Raw genomic sequence first — 14,967 nt, forward strand, 5'->3', positions numbered from 1 at the left:
CGCGGTCACCGAGCACCGCACGGGGGCGAAATTGCTGCGAGGAGGGAGGGCTTTGCCCGACCGACGAGGCCCATCGGAGGAGCGCAGGTGAACGCGCGCAGCGCGGTCACCGAGCACCGCACGGGGGCGAAATTGCAATGGAGAGGTGCCGGAGTGGTCGAACGGGCGCGACTGGAAATCGCGTGTACCCCCAAAAGGGTACCGTGGGTTCGAATCCCACCCTCTCCGTTCCGACGCGCGGCGGGAGAATTTCGCGATCGGCAATTGCTCCCCAGCCGCTCGTTCATTATCTACGGCACCAACAGCGAGTCGTAACGCTTTGCGGGTGTAGCTCAGTTGGCTAGAGCGCAACCTTGCCAAGGTTGAGGTCGCCGGTTCGACCCCGGTCACCCGCTCTCTCATCCCCCTGCTCACGGGAGGCGCTGGCGGATTTCTTTCTAGCCTAGCGCGCGCGGGCCGTGTTAGGCGTTCGCCATGGCGTCGAACACGTTATTCGTGAGCAACTTCCCGTTCGCCACGACCGAAGACGAGCTCCGCGCGACGTTCACCGCCTTCGGCACCGTCAGCAGCATCCGGATCATCCACGACCGTGAGACCGGCCGCAGTCGTGGCTTCGCCTTCGTCGAGATGGCGGACGGCGACGCCGCCGACGCCGCGATCGAAAGCCTCAACGACACGGAGTTCCATGGTCGCCGGCTCGTCGTCAGCAAGGCGCGCGGACGCACCGCAGGGGACGCCGGTGCAGGCACCGTGACGTCGAGCACGCGCTACGCACGTCCGGGCAACTCCGCTTCGTCGCCGGCGAGCGCTCCGTTCCGCCATCGCATCGTCGTCGAGTGGAGCGAGCAGAGCGGGGCGTACGTCGCCACGGTCCCCGACCTCGGCGTCTCGGCCCAGGCGCCGACGATCGAGGCGGCCGTGCGTCAAGTACAAACGCTGGCGCGGGAGTCCGTGCTGACGAGCCACGTCGGCTGAGCCCGGCTCGAGCTCGAGCACCGCAAGCGAGCGCACGCGCACGACCGGACTTCTTGACACGCGGCGTCTTTTGCGCGAAGCGAGCGCCAATCGAGGTGGGGCGCGTCGAGACGTCCGGCGTGTCCGCAAACGGAGCCGCAACCGGGGTGGTTGTGTGGACGAGGTGCAGCATTCGCCGCTAGCGGGTAAACGAATCGGCTTCACCGGGCGCCTGCTGTCCTGTGATCGGCGCCTCGCACGCGAGCTGGTGCGCAACGCGGGTGGACGCGTCGCGCGCGGACGCTCGCTCGACTACCTCGTGCTCGGCAACGGCGGACGCGCGACCGCCGTCGCCGCCGAGCGAACGCTCACCGAGGCGCAGTTCCTGAATCTGGTGTGCGCCTCGACCTCCGATCCGTTGCCCGATCCGCCCGAGCTCAACGACCTCGTCCCGGCCCGTCACGCGGCGCGGCTGTATCCGCGCGTCACCTGGGCGCGCCGCCAGAGCCTCGCGCGCCGCGGTCTGATCAACCCCGTGCAGCTGCCGAACGGCGTCGGCTACCGCTTCGCCGACCTGCGCGTCCTGCGTCAGGTCGACGAGCTGCTCGGTGCTGGCTTGACGCTCTCGCAGGTCATCCAGCGACTCGCGCCGAAGCTGCGCGGCCAGCTCGAGTTCCGCTTCCCGATGGCGGCGATCAAGCCGAAGCCGCGCCGGATGGACGTGCGGCCCGACGCCGAGTCCGCCGACGCGTGGTTCGACGTCGGCTTCTGGGCCGATCGCGACCGCTCGAGCTACCCGACCGCGATCGCCGCGTACCAGCGCGCGCTCAAGATCGATCCGACGCACGTGCCGTCGCTGATCAACCTCGGCAACATCTACTACGAGCTCGGCGAGTTCTCGCGCGCGCGGGAGATGTACGCGCGCGCGACCGTGCTCGACTCGGAGAACCCGCGGACGCACTTCAACCTGGGCAACGCCTGCGACGAGATGGGCGACCTGCTCGGCGCGACGCGCGCGTACCGCCGCGCGATCGCGCTCTGGCCGGGCTACGCCGACGCGCACTTCAACCTCGCGCTGGTCGCCGAGAAGCTCTCGAGCTGGGCGCTCGCGCGCAAGCACTGGGAGCGCTTCCTCGAGCTCGAGCCGGGCAGCGAGTGGGCCGCGGTCGCGCGCTCGCACCTCGCGGACGTGAAGCGGGCGCAGCCGGCGCGCCGCAAGTCCTCCGCCGAAACCGAGCCGCGCTGAGAGCGCCAAAGCACGAGCTCGCTAGCGCGCTACCGGCGCGTATGGTAGCTCGTTCGACGCGCACGCGTTCGCGTCGCGCTCGTTCGAATTCCCCGGGCGGCGTACCCAAGTGGCTAAGGGGAAGGTCTGCAAAACCTTTATTCGTGAGTTCGATTCTCACCGCCGCCTGTTGATTCGAGCCGGCGGGCGTCGGCCCGGCGCGCCACACGGCGACGCCGCCAGGCGCCCGCGCACCGGTGACACGACGGGCCGGCTGCGAGCCGCCCGTCGGAGCCGCCGTCGCCCGCACGCGACCCGGCGACGGCGCGCTCGGCCCGCGTCGAAGCTCGCACGCGACGCTCGACAGTGGGCAGCGTTCGCCGCCGTCGCTATAGTCGCGGCGTGACGAAGCCGCTGTGGATCGACGACGCGGAGGGGCTCGAGCGGCTCGTCGACACCGTCGTCTCCGAGCCCGCCTATGGGCTCGACACCGAGTTCCACCGCGAGCGGACGTACTTCCCGCACCTCGCGCTGGTGCAGCTCTCGTGGTCGTCGGGCATCGCCGTGATCGACCCGATCGCGGTCGACGTGGCGCCGCTGCGACGCCTGCTCGAGAGCCCCGGGCTGATGATCTGCCACGCGGCGGAGCAGGACCTCGAGGTGCTGTGGCTCGCCTGCGGCACGCGACCGAGCCGGCTGTTCGACACGCAGATCGCGGCCGCGTTCGTCGGCCTCGGCTTCGCGGCGCTCGGCCGCCTGGTGACGGCGCTCACCGGCGCCACGCTCGCGAAGGGCGACCGCCTCACGGACTGGACGCGCCGCCCGCTCGACGAGAGCCAGATCGCGTACGCGGCGGCGGACGTCGAGCACCTGCTGCCGATGCACCGTGCGCTGGTCGAGCGCGCGCGCGCCGCCGGCACGCTCGCCTGGATCGAGGAGGAGTGCGAGAACCTGCGCCTCAAGGTCGCTGGTCCGCCGGAGGCCGAGACGGCCTGGTGGCGGATCAAGGGTAGCCGCAGCCTGCGCGGCAAGGCGCGCGGGGTCGCGCAGGAGGTGGCGGCCTGGCGCGAGCGGGTCGCGATGGCGCGCGACATCCCGCCGCGCTTCGTGCTACCGGACCTGGCGCTCGCCGGCATCGTGCAGCGTCCGCCGCGGACGCGCGAGCAGCTCGCCAAGGTCCGCGGCCTCGAGCCGCGGCACGTGCGGGGTGCGATCGCGGACGAGATCTTCGCGGCGATCGAGCGCGGGCTCGCGCTCGATCCGAAGGACCTGCGCCTGCCGGCGCGCGGCGAGCCGCCGGTCGACGAGGACGTCGGTCCGAGCGTCGCGCTGGGGCTCGCCCTGATCGCGCAGATCGCGGCCCAGCGTCGCATCGAGCCGTCGCTGCTCGGCACCCGGGCCGACGTGCAGCTGCTCGCGGCGGGACGGCGCACCGGTCGTCTGAGCACCGGCTGGCGGGCCGAGCTCGCCGGCACGGCGTTACGTCGGCTGCTCGCCGGCGAGGCGGCGCTGACCGGCGACGGCAACGGCGGCGTGCGGCTGCTCGAGGTCGAGCGCGGTCCCGGCGACGACGCGCGCGGCGTGCCGGCCGCCGAGTGAGCGACGCCACACCCCGGCCGGGGTGGTGAAATCGGCAGACACAGGGGACTTAAAATCCCCTGGGGCGTGAGCCCCGTGCGGGTTCGAGTCCCGCCCCCGGCACCTCGCATGGCGGCGCCGCTGGCCGGCGCCCGGTGTTTCGCTATCCGGGCCGACCGAAATTCTGGGGTTGTGGACGGCGCTCCCGTGTGCTGACGTAAGGGTCGCCTCAAGACAGACCGCCCGAGCCCAGCCGCGACCCCCCAGCGGAGTCTCCGTTGCGGCTCCCGCCCCAGGCCCATCCCTGGGCCATCCGAGGCGGGGTTCAGCCGCGCTCATCCTAGCCATGAGACTTTCTGGGCAAACCCACGCTTGTGGGTTTGACGCAGCGCGTTACGCTCGGCGACTGGACGTTCCCATGACCGATTCACCTGTACTCGCAGCCGCCGACGCGCAGCCTTCCGCCCCGTCGGCGTCCCGTGGTGCGCTTGCCTGGCGGACGCTCTCCGCCTTCGCCACCCGGGCAGCCCTGGCCGCGACCGTCAGCGGATCGATCGCGGTCTTCCTGTCCTCGGACCTGGCCCCCAGGCGGGCGGCGGAGGTCCTGGAGGCCGAGCGGGCGGCACGGCCGGCCGCCGTGCAGCAGCCGCAGCCCGCGGTCGCGACCGCGACGAAGGCCGCAAACGAGGCGACCTCGACCGTCGAGCGGCCGGAGGCGGAGGTGGTCCGCGAGCGCCTGTTCGCCGCGGTTTCGCGCTGCCGGCCGACGCTGAACCGCTCGGAGCGCGCCCGCATCGCCGAGGCGATCCATCAGGAGGCCGAGCGCCACGGCTACGACCCGATGTTCGTGATGGCGATGGTCGAGGTCGAGAGCACCTGCTCGCCGACCGCCAACAGCCCGCGCGGCGCGGTCGGCCTGACGCAGCTCCGGCCGTCCACGGCCAAGGCCGTCGCCAAGGAGGTCGGGGTGCCCTGGCAGGGGCGCACGACGCTCGTCCACCCGGTGCTCAACGTCCGGCTCGGGCTCAGCTACCTGACCCAGCTCCTCGAGCAGTTCGGCGACCCGTACCTCGCGATGGCGGCCTACAACATGGGCCCGACGCGGGTCTCGAGCATGCCGAAGCACCGCGCGCGCGGCTCGCGCTACGTGAAGAAGATCCTCGCTCGCTACCAGGGCCTGCTCGACGAGCACGCCTGAGCGCGGTCCTCGCCCAGCGAGCGCATCCGGCTCGCGACGCGGCTAGAGGAGCTCGACCGGGTCGCCTTGCGTGACCTGTCCCGGCTCGACGACGCGCGCGTAGACCCCGAGGCACTGCTTCGCGTCGCGCACCAGCGTGCGCATGATGCGCGGGTCCTTCGGCAGGTCGTCGAACGGCAGCGTGGTCATCACGCAGCGCATGCAGTGGATCGTCGCCTCGGCGACCATGCCGCCGATCCGCAAGCGACGTCCCGTCCAGGCGCTCTCGACGAAGCTCGGCTCGGCGTCCGGCGTCGCGATCAGGAAGTTCGGCCGGAAGCGGCGCACGTCGATCTGCGAGTCGGGCAAGAGGCTCTGCAGGTGGGCGAGCGACGCCTCGGTCAGCAGCAGCAGCGGGAAGGCGTCGAAGTAGGTCCCCGGCGGCGACTCGAACTCGTACAGCTCGGGCGGCAGCCCGGAGAGGTCCGGCAGCGGCTCGTCGGGCTCGAGGCCGAACATCGAGCGGAGCTCCTGCTCGAGGTCGTCGTGCGTCGGAGCGCCGCGGCGGTAGTGGTCGAGCTTGTCCGCGGGCTGCAGCGGCCACAGCGTGACCGGCGTGCCGAGCGCCGCGCTGAGGCGCTCGTGGACGTCGGGCGCGTCGCTGCGCACGATGCCGCCGTCCGGCAGGCGCATCTCGACGTCGCCCGCGCGTGCGAGCGTCGGCTCGCCGAGGTAACGCGCCGCGCAGCGCATCAGGTCGGGGATCTTCTTCGCGCCGCGGATGCCGCCGCGCTGCTCGTCGCGCACGGCCCAGCCGCGGTCGCCCGCGAGCCCCTGCATCCCGACGTCCGTTCGTGCGAGACGCTCGCCCGCCATCGACTTGACGGGGTAGCGCCAGATCTCCTTCACGCTGCCGACGCGCATCGATCCTCCCGAGCGGCGCGGCAGCAGGACCGGACTCGTCTTGCTCGACCGCGCGGCGCAACGCTCCTACCATGCGCGCGTCGCCGACCGTAGCCGCGGGTCGCAGCGCGGACGCGGCGAGACGAGCCGCGCCTCGAGCGCGATCGCACGGAGGCGAGAGCGTGGTCGTGGTGCCGCTCTTGATGCGCGACCGCAGCGTGCTCTACCTGCTGTCGGAGCGGGTGCCCTACGTGATCGACGGGCTGTACGACAACCGCGGGATGCCGGACTGCGCGCGCCGTGGACGCTTCGCCGACGCGTACGTCCTCGGCGACGAGGGAGCGCCATCGTGAGCGAGCGCGACTCGCCGGACGCGAGCGCGGGCGGCTACCGCATCCCGTTCCATCGCTCGTCGCTCGTCGGACGCGAGCTCGAGTACATCGCGCACGCGATGCGGATCGGGCAGATCGCGGGCGATCAGGAGTACTCGCGCCGCTGCCACGAGTTTCTCGAAGCGACGCTCGGCGTGCGGCGCGCGCTGCTCACCACCTCGTGCACGCACGCGCTCGAGATCGCGGCGCTGCTCCTCGAGCTCGAGCCCGGCGACGAGGTCGTCGTGCCGTCGTTCACCTTCGTCTCGACCGCGAACGCCTTCGTGCTGCACGGCGCACGCCCGCGCTTCGTCGACATCCGACCCGACACGCTGAACCTCGACGAGCGCCTGCTCGAGGGATGCATCGGTCCGCGCACGCGCGCCGTCGTGCCGGTGCACTACGCGGGCGTCGCGTGCGAGATGGATCCGATCCTCGAGCTCGCCGATCGACGCGGCTTCGCGGTGATCGAGGACAACGCGCACGGTCTCTTCGGCAAGTACCGCGGACGTCACCTGGGAACGCTCGGGCACCTCGCGACGCAGAGCTTTCACGAAACCAAGAACGTCACCTGCGGCGAGGGCGGCGCGCTGCTGATCAACGACCCGGGCTACATCGAGCGCGCCGAGATCCTGCGCGAGAAGGGCACCGACCGCAGCCGCTTCTTCCGCGGCGAGGTCGACCGCTACCGCTGGGTCGACGTCGGCTCGAGCTACCTGATGTCGGACGTGCTCGCGGCGTTCCTGTACGGGCAGCTCTGCGAGTGGCGAACGATCCAGGAGCGTCGCGCGCATCTCTGGTCGCGCTACCACGAAGGGCTCGCCGCGTGGGCGGCGGAGCACGGGGTGCGCACGCCGATCGTGCCGCCGGACCGCGAGCAGACGTACCACATGTACTACCTGCTGCTGCCGTCGTGTGACGCGCGCACGCGCCTGATCGCGCGGCTCAAGGAGCGCGGCATCCTTGCCGTGTTCCACTACCTGCCGCTGCACCTCTCGCCGATGGGCCGCAAGCTCGGCGGGCGACCCGGAGATTGCCCGGTCGCGGAGGACGTCAGCGAGCGGCTGCTGCGTCTGCCGATGTTCGTGTCGCTGACCGACGCCGAGCAGGACGAGGTCATCGACACGGTGTGCTCGTTCCGCGAGCTTTGACGCGATGGCGGCGCTCGTCGAACGACTCGCCTGGGACTCGGACTTCTTCGGCCGTCCGATCGGACGCGCGCGGATCGAACGTCTCGACGAGGCGACCGCCGATCGTCTTCTGGACGAGGCGCGCGCGGCCGGCCTCGAGTGCGTGTACTTCGCCGCCGCGGCGGACGACCTCGCGACGCTGCTCGTCGCCGAGGCGCGCGGCTTTCACCTGGTCGACGTGCGCGTGGTCTTCGAGCGCTCGACGGCGACGCCGCTACCGAGCTGCGCGGAAGACGAGCGCTACGTCCTCGAGCCGGCGCGTGCGGACGAGCTCCCGCGCCTCGAGCGGATCGCGGAGCAGGTGTCGCGCGTGAGCCGCTACGCCTTCGACCCGCGCTTTCCGACCGGCGACGTCGAGCGTCTCTACCGGACCTGGATCCGCAACGCGCTCGGCGGCTCGGCCGACGCGGTGCTGGTGGCGCGCGAGGCCCCGGGCGCGGAGGCGCTGGGCTTCGCCTGCTGCAAGCTGCACGGCGAGCTGTGCGATCTGGAGCTCGTCGGCGTCGACGAGCCGTACCGCCAGCGCAGGGGCGGCCGCGCGCTGGTCGCCGAGGTCGTGCGCTGGGCGCAGGCCCACGGCGCGAAGCGCGTGCAGGTCGTCACCCAGGCGCACAACGTCGCGGCGCAGCGGCTCTACCAGCGGCTCGGCTTCCTCACCGCCGAGGTGAAGCTGCGCTTCCATCTGTGGTTGACGCCGCCGACGCAGTCGTCTCCGCCGACGCCGGCTCGCTGAGCGAGCGCACCGTGTACGGCGGACGGTTCATCGTCCGGAAGTGCACGCGCGCGAGGTACTCGCCGATGATGCCGAGCGCGAAGAGCTGCGCGCCCGAGAAGATCGCGATCACCGAGGCGAGGAACGGAAAGCCCGGCACGCTGCTGCCCTGGATCAGGTAGCGCCCGATCACGTACGCGAGCACCGCGAGCCCGAAGAGCGTGAAGCCGAAGCCGACCAGGCTCGCGATCTGCAGCGGGAAGACGCTGAAGCCCGTCATCATGTTCATCGCGTGCGTGACGAGCTTGCGGAAGGTGTAGTTCGACGTGCCGTCCTGCCGCGGCGCGTGCTCGACGGGGACCGCGGAGAAGCGCGTCGTGCCCCAGGTGAGCAGCACGTCGATCGAGACGAAGAAGCCGTCGTAGGCGGCGAACGCGTCGCGCAGCCGCGTGCGCAGCGCGCGGAACGCGCTCACCTTTCGCGCGATCGGCGCGCCCATGGTCTGCGCGAGCGCGAGCTTGGTGACGCGCGAGGCGACGTCGCGCAGGAAGCCGTGCTGCTCGTGCAGCGGCGCGCCGTAGACCACGTCGTGGCCGCGGTCGAGCTCGGCGAGCAGCCGCGGGATCTCCTCGGGCGGGTGCTGCAGGTCGTCGTCCATGGTGACGACGACCTCGTGGCGCGCCGCGCGGATCCCGCAGAGGAGCGCGTTGTGCTGACCGTAGTTGCGCATCAGGTCGATGCCGCGCACCCAGTCGTGCGTGCGGGCGAGCTCCTCGATGACGCTCCAGCTCGCGTCGCGGCTGCCGTCGTTGACCAGGATCAGCTCGTAGTCGCGCGCGACCGCGCGCAGCACCGGCGCGAGCCGCTCGACGAGCCGCGGCAGGATGGTCGCGCTGTCGTAGACCGGGACGACGACCGAGACGCCGCGGGCGGGAGCGGGGCAGGGCGTCGCCTCCGTGGTCGGCGAGCGGTGCTGCGCATCGTCGCGGGCCTGCGTCGCGTGCGGGACGGAACGCATCGTCGTGCGGCATCCTCGCACCGGCATCGCGAGCGTGGCAAGCAGGCGGTCTCGTTGGTGTCCGGCGCGGGGATGTCCGGCGCGCGCGGCGGCGGACCGGCCTTGCTCCCGCGCCGGGCCGCCGTTACGCATGGCAGATCGATGATCGAGGGCGAGCCAGCGCAGTGGGAGCGGCCATGAGCGTGCCCTCGATCGCCGCGCAGCGCGAGCCGCTGGTCGCCGCGGCGCCGGCGGGCGCGCTCGAGCGCGTCCGCGTCTCGGGCAAGTTCTTCTTCGCCGGCAAGGAGAAGCTCTACGTCAAGGCGGTCTCCTACGGACCGTTCCGCCCGACGGAGGACGGCACGCCGTTCCCCACGCGCGAGCGCGTGCGCGAGGACTTCCGGCTCATGCGCGAGCTCGGCGCGAACGCCTTTCGCACCTTCACGCCGCCGCCGATCTGGCTGCTCGATCTCGCCGCGGAGCACGGCCTGCGCGCGATCGTCGGCGTGCCGTGGGCGCAGCAGGTCTGCTTCCTCGACGACCCGCCGATCATGCGCGACGCGCGCCGGCGCATCGCGGATGCGGCGCGCGCCGTCGGAAAACATCCCGCGGTGCTGGCGCTGTTCGTCGGCAACGAGACGCCGCCCGACATCGTCCGCTGGCACGGACCCGAGCGCGTGCAGAGCTTTCTCCGCACGCTCTACGAGGAGGCGAAGGGCGCCGCGCCCGACACGCTCGTCAGCTACGCGAACTTCCCGCCGACCGAGTACCTCGACCTCGACTTCCTCGATTTCCTCTCGTTCAACGTCTACCTGCACCGCGAGCCGGACTTCCGCCGCTACCTGATGCGGCTGCAGAACCTCGCCGAGGACCGGCCGCTGTTCCTCTCGGAGTTCGGCATCGACTCGATCCGCGAGGGGCGTGACAAGCAGGCGGAGATCCTCGGCTGGCAGGTGCGCGCCGCGTTCGAGGTCGGTGCCGCGGGCGTGACGGTCTTCTCGTGGACCGACGACTGGTTCGCGCTGTCCTGGCAGACCGGCGGCGGCTTCCAGGTCGAGGACTGGGCGTTCGGTCTGGTCGACGTCGAGCGCAAGCCGAAGCCGTCGTACTACGCGGTGCAGCGGACGTTCACCGAGCCGCTGCCGCCGATGCCGCCCGACCCGCCGATGATCTCGGTCGTGGTTTGCGCGTACAACGCCGAGCGCACGATGGCGGCGTGCCTCGAGTCGCTCGCCGACTGCCCGTACCCGAACTACGAGGTGATCGTCGTCAACGACGGCTCGACCGACGCGACCGGCGAGATCGCGCACCGCTTCGAGGGCGGACGCATCCGCGTCATCGACCAGCCGAACCTGGGCTTGTCGGCGGCGCGCAACGTCGGCTGCGACGCCGCGCGCGGCGAGATCGTCGCCTACACGGACTCCGACTGCGTCGTCGACCCGGACTGGCTCACGTACCTCGCGTACAAGTTCAAGGAGGGCTTCGTCGCGGTCGGCGGTCCGAACTTCCCGCCGCCGGAGGACACGCTCGTGCCGTCGGCGGTCGCGGTGTCGCCGGGCGGTCCGACGCACGTGCTGGTGAACGACGAGGTCGCGGAGCACATCCCGGGCTGCAACATGGCCTTCCTCAAGTCGAAGCTCGAGGAGATCGGCGGCTTCGACGTCAACTATACGGCGGCCGGCGACGACGTCGACCTGTGCTGGCGTCTGCAGGACGCGGGCTACACGATCGGCTTCAGCCCGGCGGCGATGGTGTGGCACTTCCGGCGCAACACCGTGCGCGCCTACCTCAAGCAGCAGATGGGCTACGGCAAGGCCGAGGCGCTGCTGTTCTTCAAGCACCCGCTGCACTTCAACCTGCTCGGGCAGTCGCGCTGGCTCGGACGCATCTACGGCGACCTGACGACGTCGTTCTTCACGCGTCGCCCGGTGATCTACTACGGCACGTTCGGGCAGGGGCTCTTCCAGACGCTCTACGAGCGTCCGGCGTCGTTCCTGAGCTACCTGCCGTTCACGCTCGAGTGGAACCTGATCGCGGCGGTGCTGCTGCTCACGGCGCTGATCTCGGGCGAGTACCTGATCGCGTCGTCGCTGCCGCTCGCGATCTCGGTGATGTCGGCCGCGAACAGCGCCGCGCGCGCGAAGCTCGACCCGCGCTTCCGCGGGCTGCGCGCGCGCCTGCTCGTGATGCTGCTGCTCTACCTCGGACCGCTGGTGCGCAGCTTCGAGCGCTACCTGTGGCGCATGCGCGGCACGAAGGACGTCGAGCGCTTCGAGGGGGCCGTGAAGCTGCGTCCGACCGAGGTCTCGTGGCTGCGGCGCACCTTCCAGCTCGCGCTGTGGAGCGAGAGCGGCCACGAGAAGGATCACCTGCTGCACGAGCTGATGTCGTTCCTCGCCGTGCGCAAGTACCGCATCTCGATCGACTCGGGCTGGAACGACTGGGACATCGAGGTGTCGCGCGGCTTCTGGACGTCGGCGCGGATCGCGGTCGCGGTCGAGAACCACACGGGCTCGAAGCGTCTGCTGCGCGTGCGCGTGTCGCTGCACAGCGCGAAGACCGGGCTCTGGGCGTTCCTCGCCTGCGTCGGCGTCGCGGTGCTCGGCGTCGTGCTCGACAACCCGGACCTCGCCCGCATGGGCGCCCTGCTGGCGCTGCTCGATGCGGGGACGGTCGCCTACCAGAACTTCCGCCTTGGCCGCATCCTGCTTCGCGTCTTCGGGACGCTCGCGAGCCGGCTCGAGCTGACGCCGCTGCCCAAGGAGAAGAGGCGCACCGCGTGAGCGAGCTGCTCGCCCACCTGCGTCGCATCTCGCCGTACCTCCGTCCGTATCGCTGGCGTCTCGCCGGTGCGGTGGCGCTCGTGCTCGGCATCTCGCTCGCCGAGGTGGCGAAGCCGTGGCCGCTGAAGGTCGTGGTCGACAGCGTGCTCGGCGGCGAGCCCTTGCCGTGGCTCGGCTTCCCCGACGAGCTCGACGCGCGCGGCCTGCTCGCGCTCGCCGCGATCGCGCTCGTGCTGCTCTACGTGATCCTCGGCCTGCTGCAGGTCGTGAGCAACTACGTGACGATCGACGTCGGCCAGCGCATGGTCGACGACTTCCGCAGCGACCTCTACCAGCACCTGCAGCGCCTCTCGCTGCGCTTCCACACGCGACGCAGCGCCGGCGATCTGATGTACCGCCTCGCCGCGGACACCTTCGCCGTGCAGACGCTGACCATGAACGGCTTCTTCCCGACGGTGTCGGCGCTCGCGATGCTGATCGGGATGCTGGTCGTGATGGCGCGGCTCGATCTCTACTTGACGATGGTCGCGCTGCTCGTGTGTCCGCTGCTCGCGGTCGCGATCCGCTTCATGAGCGCGCGGATCACGCAGGTCGCGACGCAGGCGCGCGAGCGCGAGAGCGACCTCTACACGGCCGCCGAGCGCTCGATGTCGGCGATCAAGGTGATCCAGGCCTTCACCACCGAGGAAGAGGAGCTTCGCCGCTTCGGCGACGTGAGCCGCGCGAGCCTGTCGGCGAACCTGCGGCTCTACACCTACCAGACCGGCTACTCGATGCTGGTGAACGTGATCGCGGCGGTCGGCACGGCGGTCGTGATCTGGGTCGGCGCGAGCGCCGTGCTCGACGCTCGCCTCACCGTCGGCGACCTGCTGGTCTTCACGAGCTACCTCGCGTCGCTCTACGCGCCGATCAACAGCATCAGCCAGAGCTACGGGCTCGTGCAGGGCGCGAAGGCGGGCATCGCGCGCGTCTTCGAGATCCTCGACATGGCGCCCGACGTCCCCGACGGTCCGCGCGTCCTGCAGCGCGCCGACGTGCGCGGACGCTTCGAGCTGCGCGACGTGAGCTTCGGCTACGCTCCCGGCTCGCTCGTGCTGCGCGGCGTCTCGCTGACCGTCGAGCCCGGCGAGCGCATCGCGCTGGTGGGTCCCACGGGCGCCGGCAAGACGACGCTCGTCAGCCTGCTCGCGCGCTTCTACGACCCGAACGAGGGCGTGATCACGCTCGACGGCGTCGACCTGCGCGAGCTGAACGTCCGCTCGCTGCGTCGGCAGATCGCGATGGTGCTGCAGCCGCCGCTCGTCTTCCCGACGACGCTGCGCGACAACGTCTCGTACGGACGCCGCGACGCGACGCCGCGCGAGATCGAGGCGGCCGTCGAGGCGGCGCAGCTCGCCCCGCTGGTCGCGCGCCTGCCGCAGGGTCTCGACACGGTGATCGGCGAGCGCGGCGCGACGCTCTCGGAAGGCGAGCGTCAGCGCTTGACGATCGCGCGCGCGATCCTGCGCGACGCGCCGATCCTGATCTTCGACGAGCCCACTTCGGCGCTCGATGGGGAGACCGAGGCGCTGCTGATGCGCTCGCTCGACCGGCTGCTCGTCGGACGCACGTCGTTCATCATCGCGCACCGGCTGTCGACGATCCGCAGCGCGGACCGCATCCTCGTCCTGCGCGACGGCACGATCGAAGAGATGGGGACGTACGACGAGCTGGTCGCGCGCCGCGGGCTGTTCGCGCGTCTGCACGCCGCACAGCAGGGACTCGAGGAGGCGGGGAGGGAGAGCGTTGGCTGATCCGCGACGCATCCTCGTGCTCGGCCTGATGGCGCGCTACCCGATGGCGGGCGTCGCCTGGCAGGCGTTGCAGTACCTGCTCGGGCTCAAGCGGCTCGGCTACGACGTCTGGTACGCGGAGGACTCGGGCGCGTACCCCTACGACCCGATCCGCATGACGGTCAGCGACGACTGCACGTACAACGTGGAGTTCCTGCGCGCGGCGATGGCGCGGATCGGTCTCGCGGACCGCTGGGTCTACCGCGACGAGGCGCGCGACCGCTGGCTCGGGCTCGGCAAGGACGCGCTCGACGAGCTGTACCGCACCGCGGGCTCGATCTGGAACCTGTGCGGCGCGAGCCCGCCGCGTCCGGAGCATCGCTCCGGCCGCGCGAAGCTGGTCTACGTCGAGACCGATCCCGTGTACGAGCAGTTCCGCGCCGCGAAGGGTGACGCCACCGTGCGTGCGATGCTCGACGCGCACGACGTGCTGTTCACCTACGGCGAGAACCTCGGACAGCCGGACTGCCCGGTGCCGCTGTCCGGTTACACGTGGCACGCGACGCGGCCGCCGGTGGTGCTCGACCTGTGGGAGGCGCCGCCGCCCGCGCGCGGCGCGTGGTCGACGATCGCGACCTGGGAGAACAAGGGCAAGGACGTCGAGTTCGCGGGCGAGACCTACCGCTGGTCGAAGCACCTCAACTTCCTGCACTACCTGCCGGTCGCGAAGCGGAGCGGCGTCGAGTTCGAGGTCGCGATCCAGCCGCCCGGCGAGCGCGAGGCGGCGCTGCTGCGCGACAACGGCTGGCGGACGATCGATCCGCGCGCGGTGTCGCAGGACCTCGACGTGTACCGCCAGTTCATCCAAAGTTCGCGCGGCGAGTTCACCGTCGCGAAGGACATCTACGTGCGTCCGCGCTCCGGCTGGTCGAGCGATCGCAGCGTCTGCTACCTCGCGGCCGGGCGTCCGGTCGTGACGCAGGAGACCGGGGCGAGCAAGCGCATCCCCTCGGGCGAGGGCTTGCTGACCTACTCGACGCTCGACGAGGCGGTGGCGGCGATCCGCGCGGTCGAGGCGGATTACGAGCGGCACTGCGCCGCCGCGCTGCGCATCGCGCGCGAGTACTACGCCGCCGAGCGCGTGCTCGGCGACATGCTGCGGGTGATCGGGGTCTGAGCCGCGCCCGCGCGCACGTCGCGGCCTTGCGCGACTCCCGTCTGCGATGCGCGCACGAACGGCTTTGACAGACGCGTGACGGCTCGCGTAGCTCTTGTGCGCTTGCTCACCGAATCCTGCTCAGCTTC

At 71.2% G+C, this 14,967-nt stretch carries 12 protein-coding genes and 4 tRNA genes; 14 read left to right on the plus strand and 2 right to left on the minus strand.

Annotation, left to right across the window (positions count from 1 at the left end):
- Nucleotides 1-139: 139 nt before the first annotated feature.
- From VIS07_16655 to VIS07_16690, 8 genes are all read left to right on the plus strand, one after another.
- Nucleotides 140-228: transfer RNA gene (locus VIS07_16655), tRNA-Ser, on the plus strand.
- Between the two features lie 93 nt (nucleotides 229-321).
- Nucleotides 322-395: transfer RNA gene (locus VIS07_16660), tRNA-Gly, on the plus strand.
- Between the two features lie 79 nt (nucleotides 396-474).
- Nucleotides 475-975: a hypothetical protein gene (locus tag VIS07_16665; protein ID HEY8517144.1), complete on the plus strand. Its 501-nt coding sequence runs from the start codon at nucleotides 475-477 to the stop codon at nucleotides 973-975.
- A gap of 163 nt (nucleotides 976-1,138) precedes the next feature.
- Nucleotides 1,139-2,200, plus strand: coding sequence for a tetratricopeptide repeat protein (locus tag VIS07_16670; GenBank protein ID HEY8517145.1), 1,062 nt, complete (start codon nucleotides 1,139-1,141; stop codon nucleotides 2,198-2,200).
- A gap of 95 nt (nucleotides 2,201-2,295) precedes the next feature.
- Nucleotides 2,296-2,368: transfer RNA gene (locus VIS07_16675), tRNA-Cys, on the plus strand.
- Between the two features lie 213 nt (nucleotides 2,369-2,581).
- On the plus strand, nucleotides 2,582-3,778 hold the full coding sequence (locus VIS07_16680; protein ID HEY8517146.1) for an HRDC domain-containing protein: 1,197 nt from the start codon (nucleotides 2,582-2,584) through the stop codon (nucleotides 3,776-3,778).
- A 16-nt stretch (nucleotides 3,779-3,794) separates the two neighbouring features.
- Nucleotides 3,795-3,880 (plus strand) — tRNA-Leu (locus tag VIS07_16685).
- Between the two features lie 514 nt (nucleotides 3,881-4,394).
- The gene (locus VIS07_16690) at nucleotides 4,395-4,955 is read left to right on the plus strand and encodes a lytic transglycosylase domain-containing protein (GenBank protein ID HEY8517147.1); all 561 of its coding nucleotides are present in this window, start codon (nucleotides 4,395-4,397) and stop codon (nucleotides 4,953-4,955) included.
- 42 nt (nucleotides 4,956-4,997) lie between these two features.
- Here the strand turns inward: VIS07_16690 and VIS07_16695 are convergent, their stop codons facing one another.
- Nucleotides 4,998-5,858: an MOSC domain-containing protein gene (locus tag VIS07_16695; GenBank protein HEY8517148.1), complete on the minus strand. Its 861-nt coding sequence runs from the start codon at nucleotides 5,856-5,858 to the stop codon at nucleotides 4,998-5,000.
- Between the two features lie 161 nt (nucleotides 5,859-6,019).
- Here VIS07_16695 and VIS07_16700 point away from each other — a divergent pair, with 161 nt between their 5' ends.
- Genes VIS07_16700 through VIS07_16710 form a run of 3 tightly spaced genes read left to right on the plus strand, consistent with a single transcriptional unit; the run spans nucleotide 6,020 to nucleotide 8,131 of the window.
- Nucleotides 6,020-6,190, plus strand: coding sequence for a hypothetical protein (locus VIS07_16700; GenBank protein HEY8517149.1), 171 nt, complete (start codon nucleotides 6,020-6,022; stop codon nucleotides 6,188-6,190).
- Nucleotides 6,187-7,359, plus strand: coding sequence for a dTDP-4-amino-4,6-dideoxygalactose transaminase (gene rffA / locus VIS07_16705; protein ID HEY8517150.1), 1,173 nt, complete (start codon nucleotides 6,187-6,189; stop codon nucleotides 7,357-7,359). Before VIS07_16700 ends, rffA begins: the two co-directional genes overlap by 4 nt.
- A gap of 4 nt (nucleotides 7,360-7,363) precedes the next feature.
- Nucleotides 7,364-8,131 (plus strand): GNAT family N-acetyltransferase, encoded by a 768-nt coding sequence (locus VIS07_16710; protein ID HEY8517151.1) that lies wholly within the window; start codon nucleotides 7,364-7,366, stop codon nucleotides 8,129-8,131.
- Here VIS07_16710 and VIS07_16715 read toward each other — a convergent pair.
- Nucleotides 8,052-9,128, minus strand: coding sequence for a glycosyltransferase family 2 protein (locus tag VIS07_16715; protein HEY8517152.1), 1,077 nt, complete (start codon nucleotides 9,126-9,128; stop codon nucleotides 8,052-8,054). The two genes, VIS07_16710 and VIS07_16715, sit on opposite strands and share 80 nt — an antisense overlap.
- Before the next feature lie 176 nt (nucleotides 9,129-9,304).
- On the opposite strand from VIS07_16715, the gene VIS07_16720 reads away from it, so the two are divergent.
- Genes VIS07_16720 through VIS07_16730 form a run of 3 tightly spaced genes read left to right on the plus strand, consistent with a single transcriptional unit; the run spans nucleotide 9,305 to nucleotide 14,839 of the window.
- Nucleotides 9,305-11,890, plus strand: a complete 2,586-nt coding sequence (locus tag VIS07_16720; protein ID HEY8517153.1) for a glycosyltransferase — start codon at nucleotides 9,305-9,307, stop codon at nucleotides 11,888-11,890.
- Nucleotides 11,887-13,683 carry an ABC transporter ATP-binding protein gene (locus tag VIS07_16725; GenBank protein HEY8517154.1) on the plus strand — a complete coding sequence of 599 codons (1,797 nt, stop codon included), beginning with the start codon at nucleotides 11,887-11,889 and terminating at the stop codon, nucleotides 13,681-13,683. Before VIS07_16720 ends, VIS07_16725 begins: the two co-directional genes overlap by 4 nt.
- On the plus strand, nucleotides 13,676-14,839 hold the full coding sequence (locus VIS07_16730; protein ID HEY8517155.1) for a hypothetical protein: 1,164 nt from the start codon (nucleotides 13,676-13,678) through the stop codon (nucleotides 14,837-14,839). The genes VIS07_16725 and VIS07_16730 overlap by 8 nt, the downstream gene beginning before the upstream one ends.
- Nucleotides 14,840-14,967 lie beyond the last annotated feature (128 nt).

The organism is Candidatus Binatia bacterium (assembly GCA_036563615.1).
Lineage (GTDB): Bacteria > Desulfobacterota > Binatia > UBA12015 > UBA12015 > DATCMB01.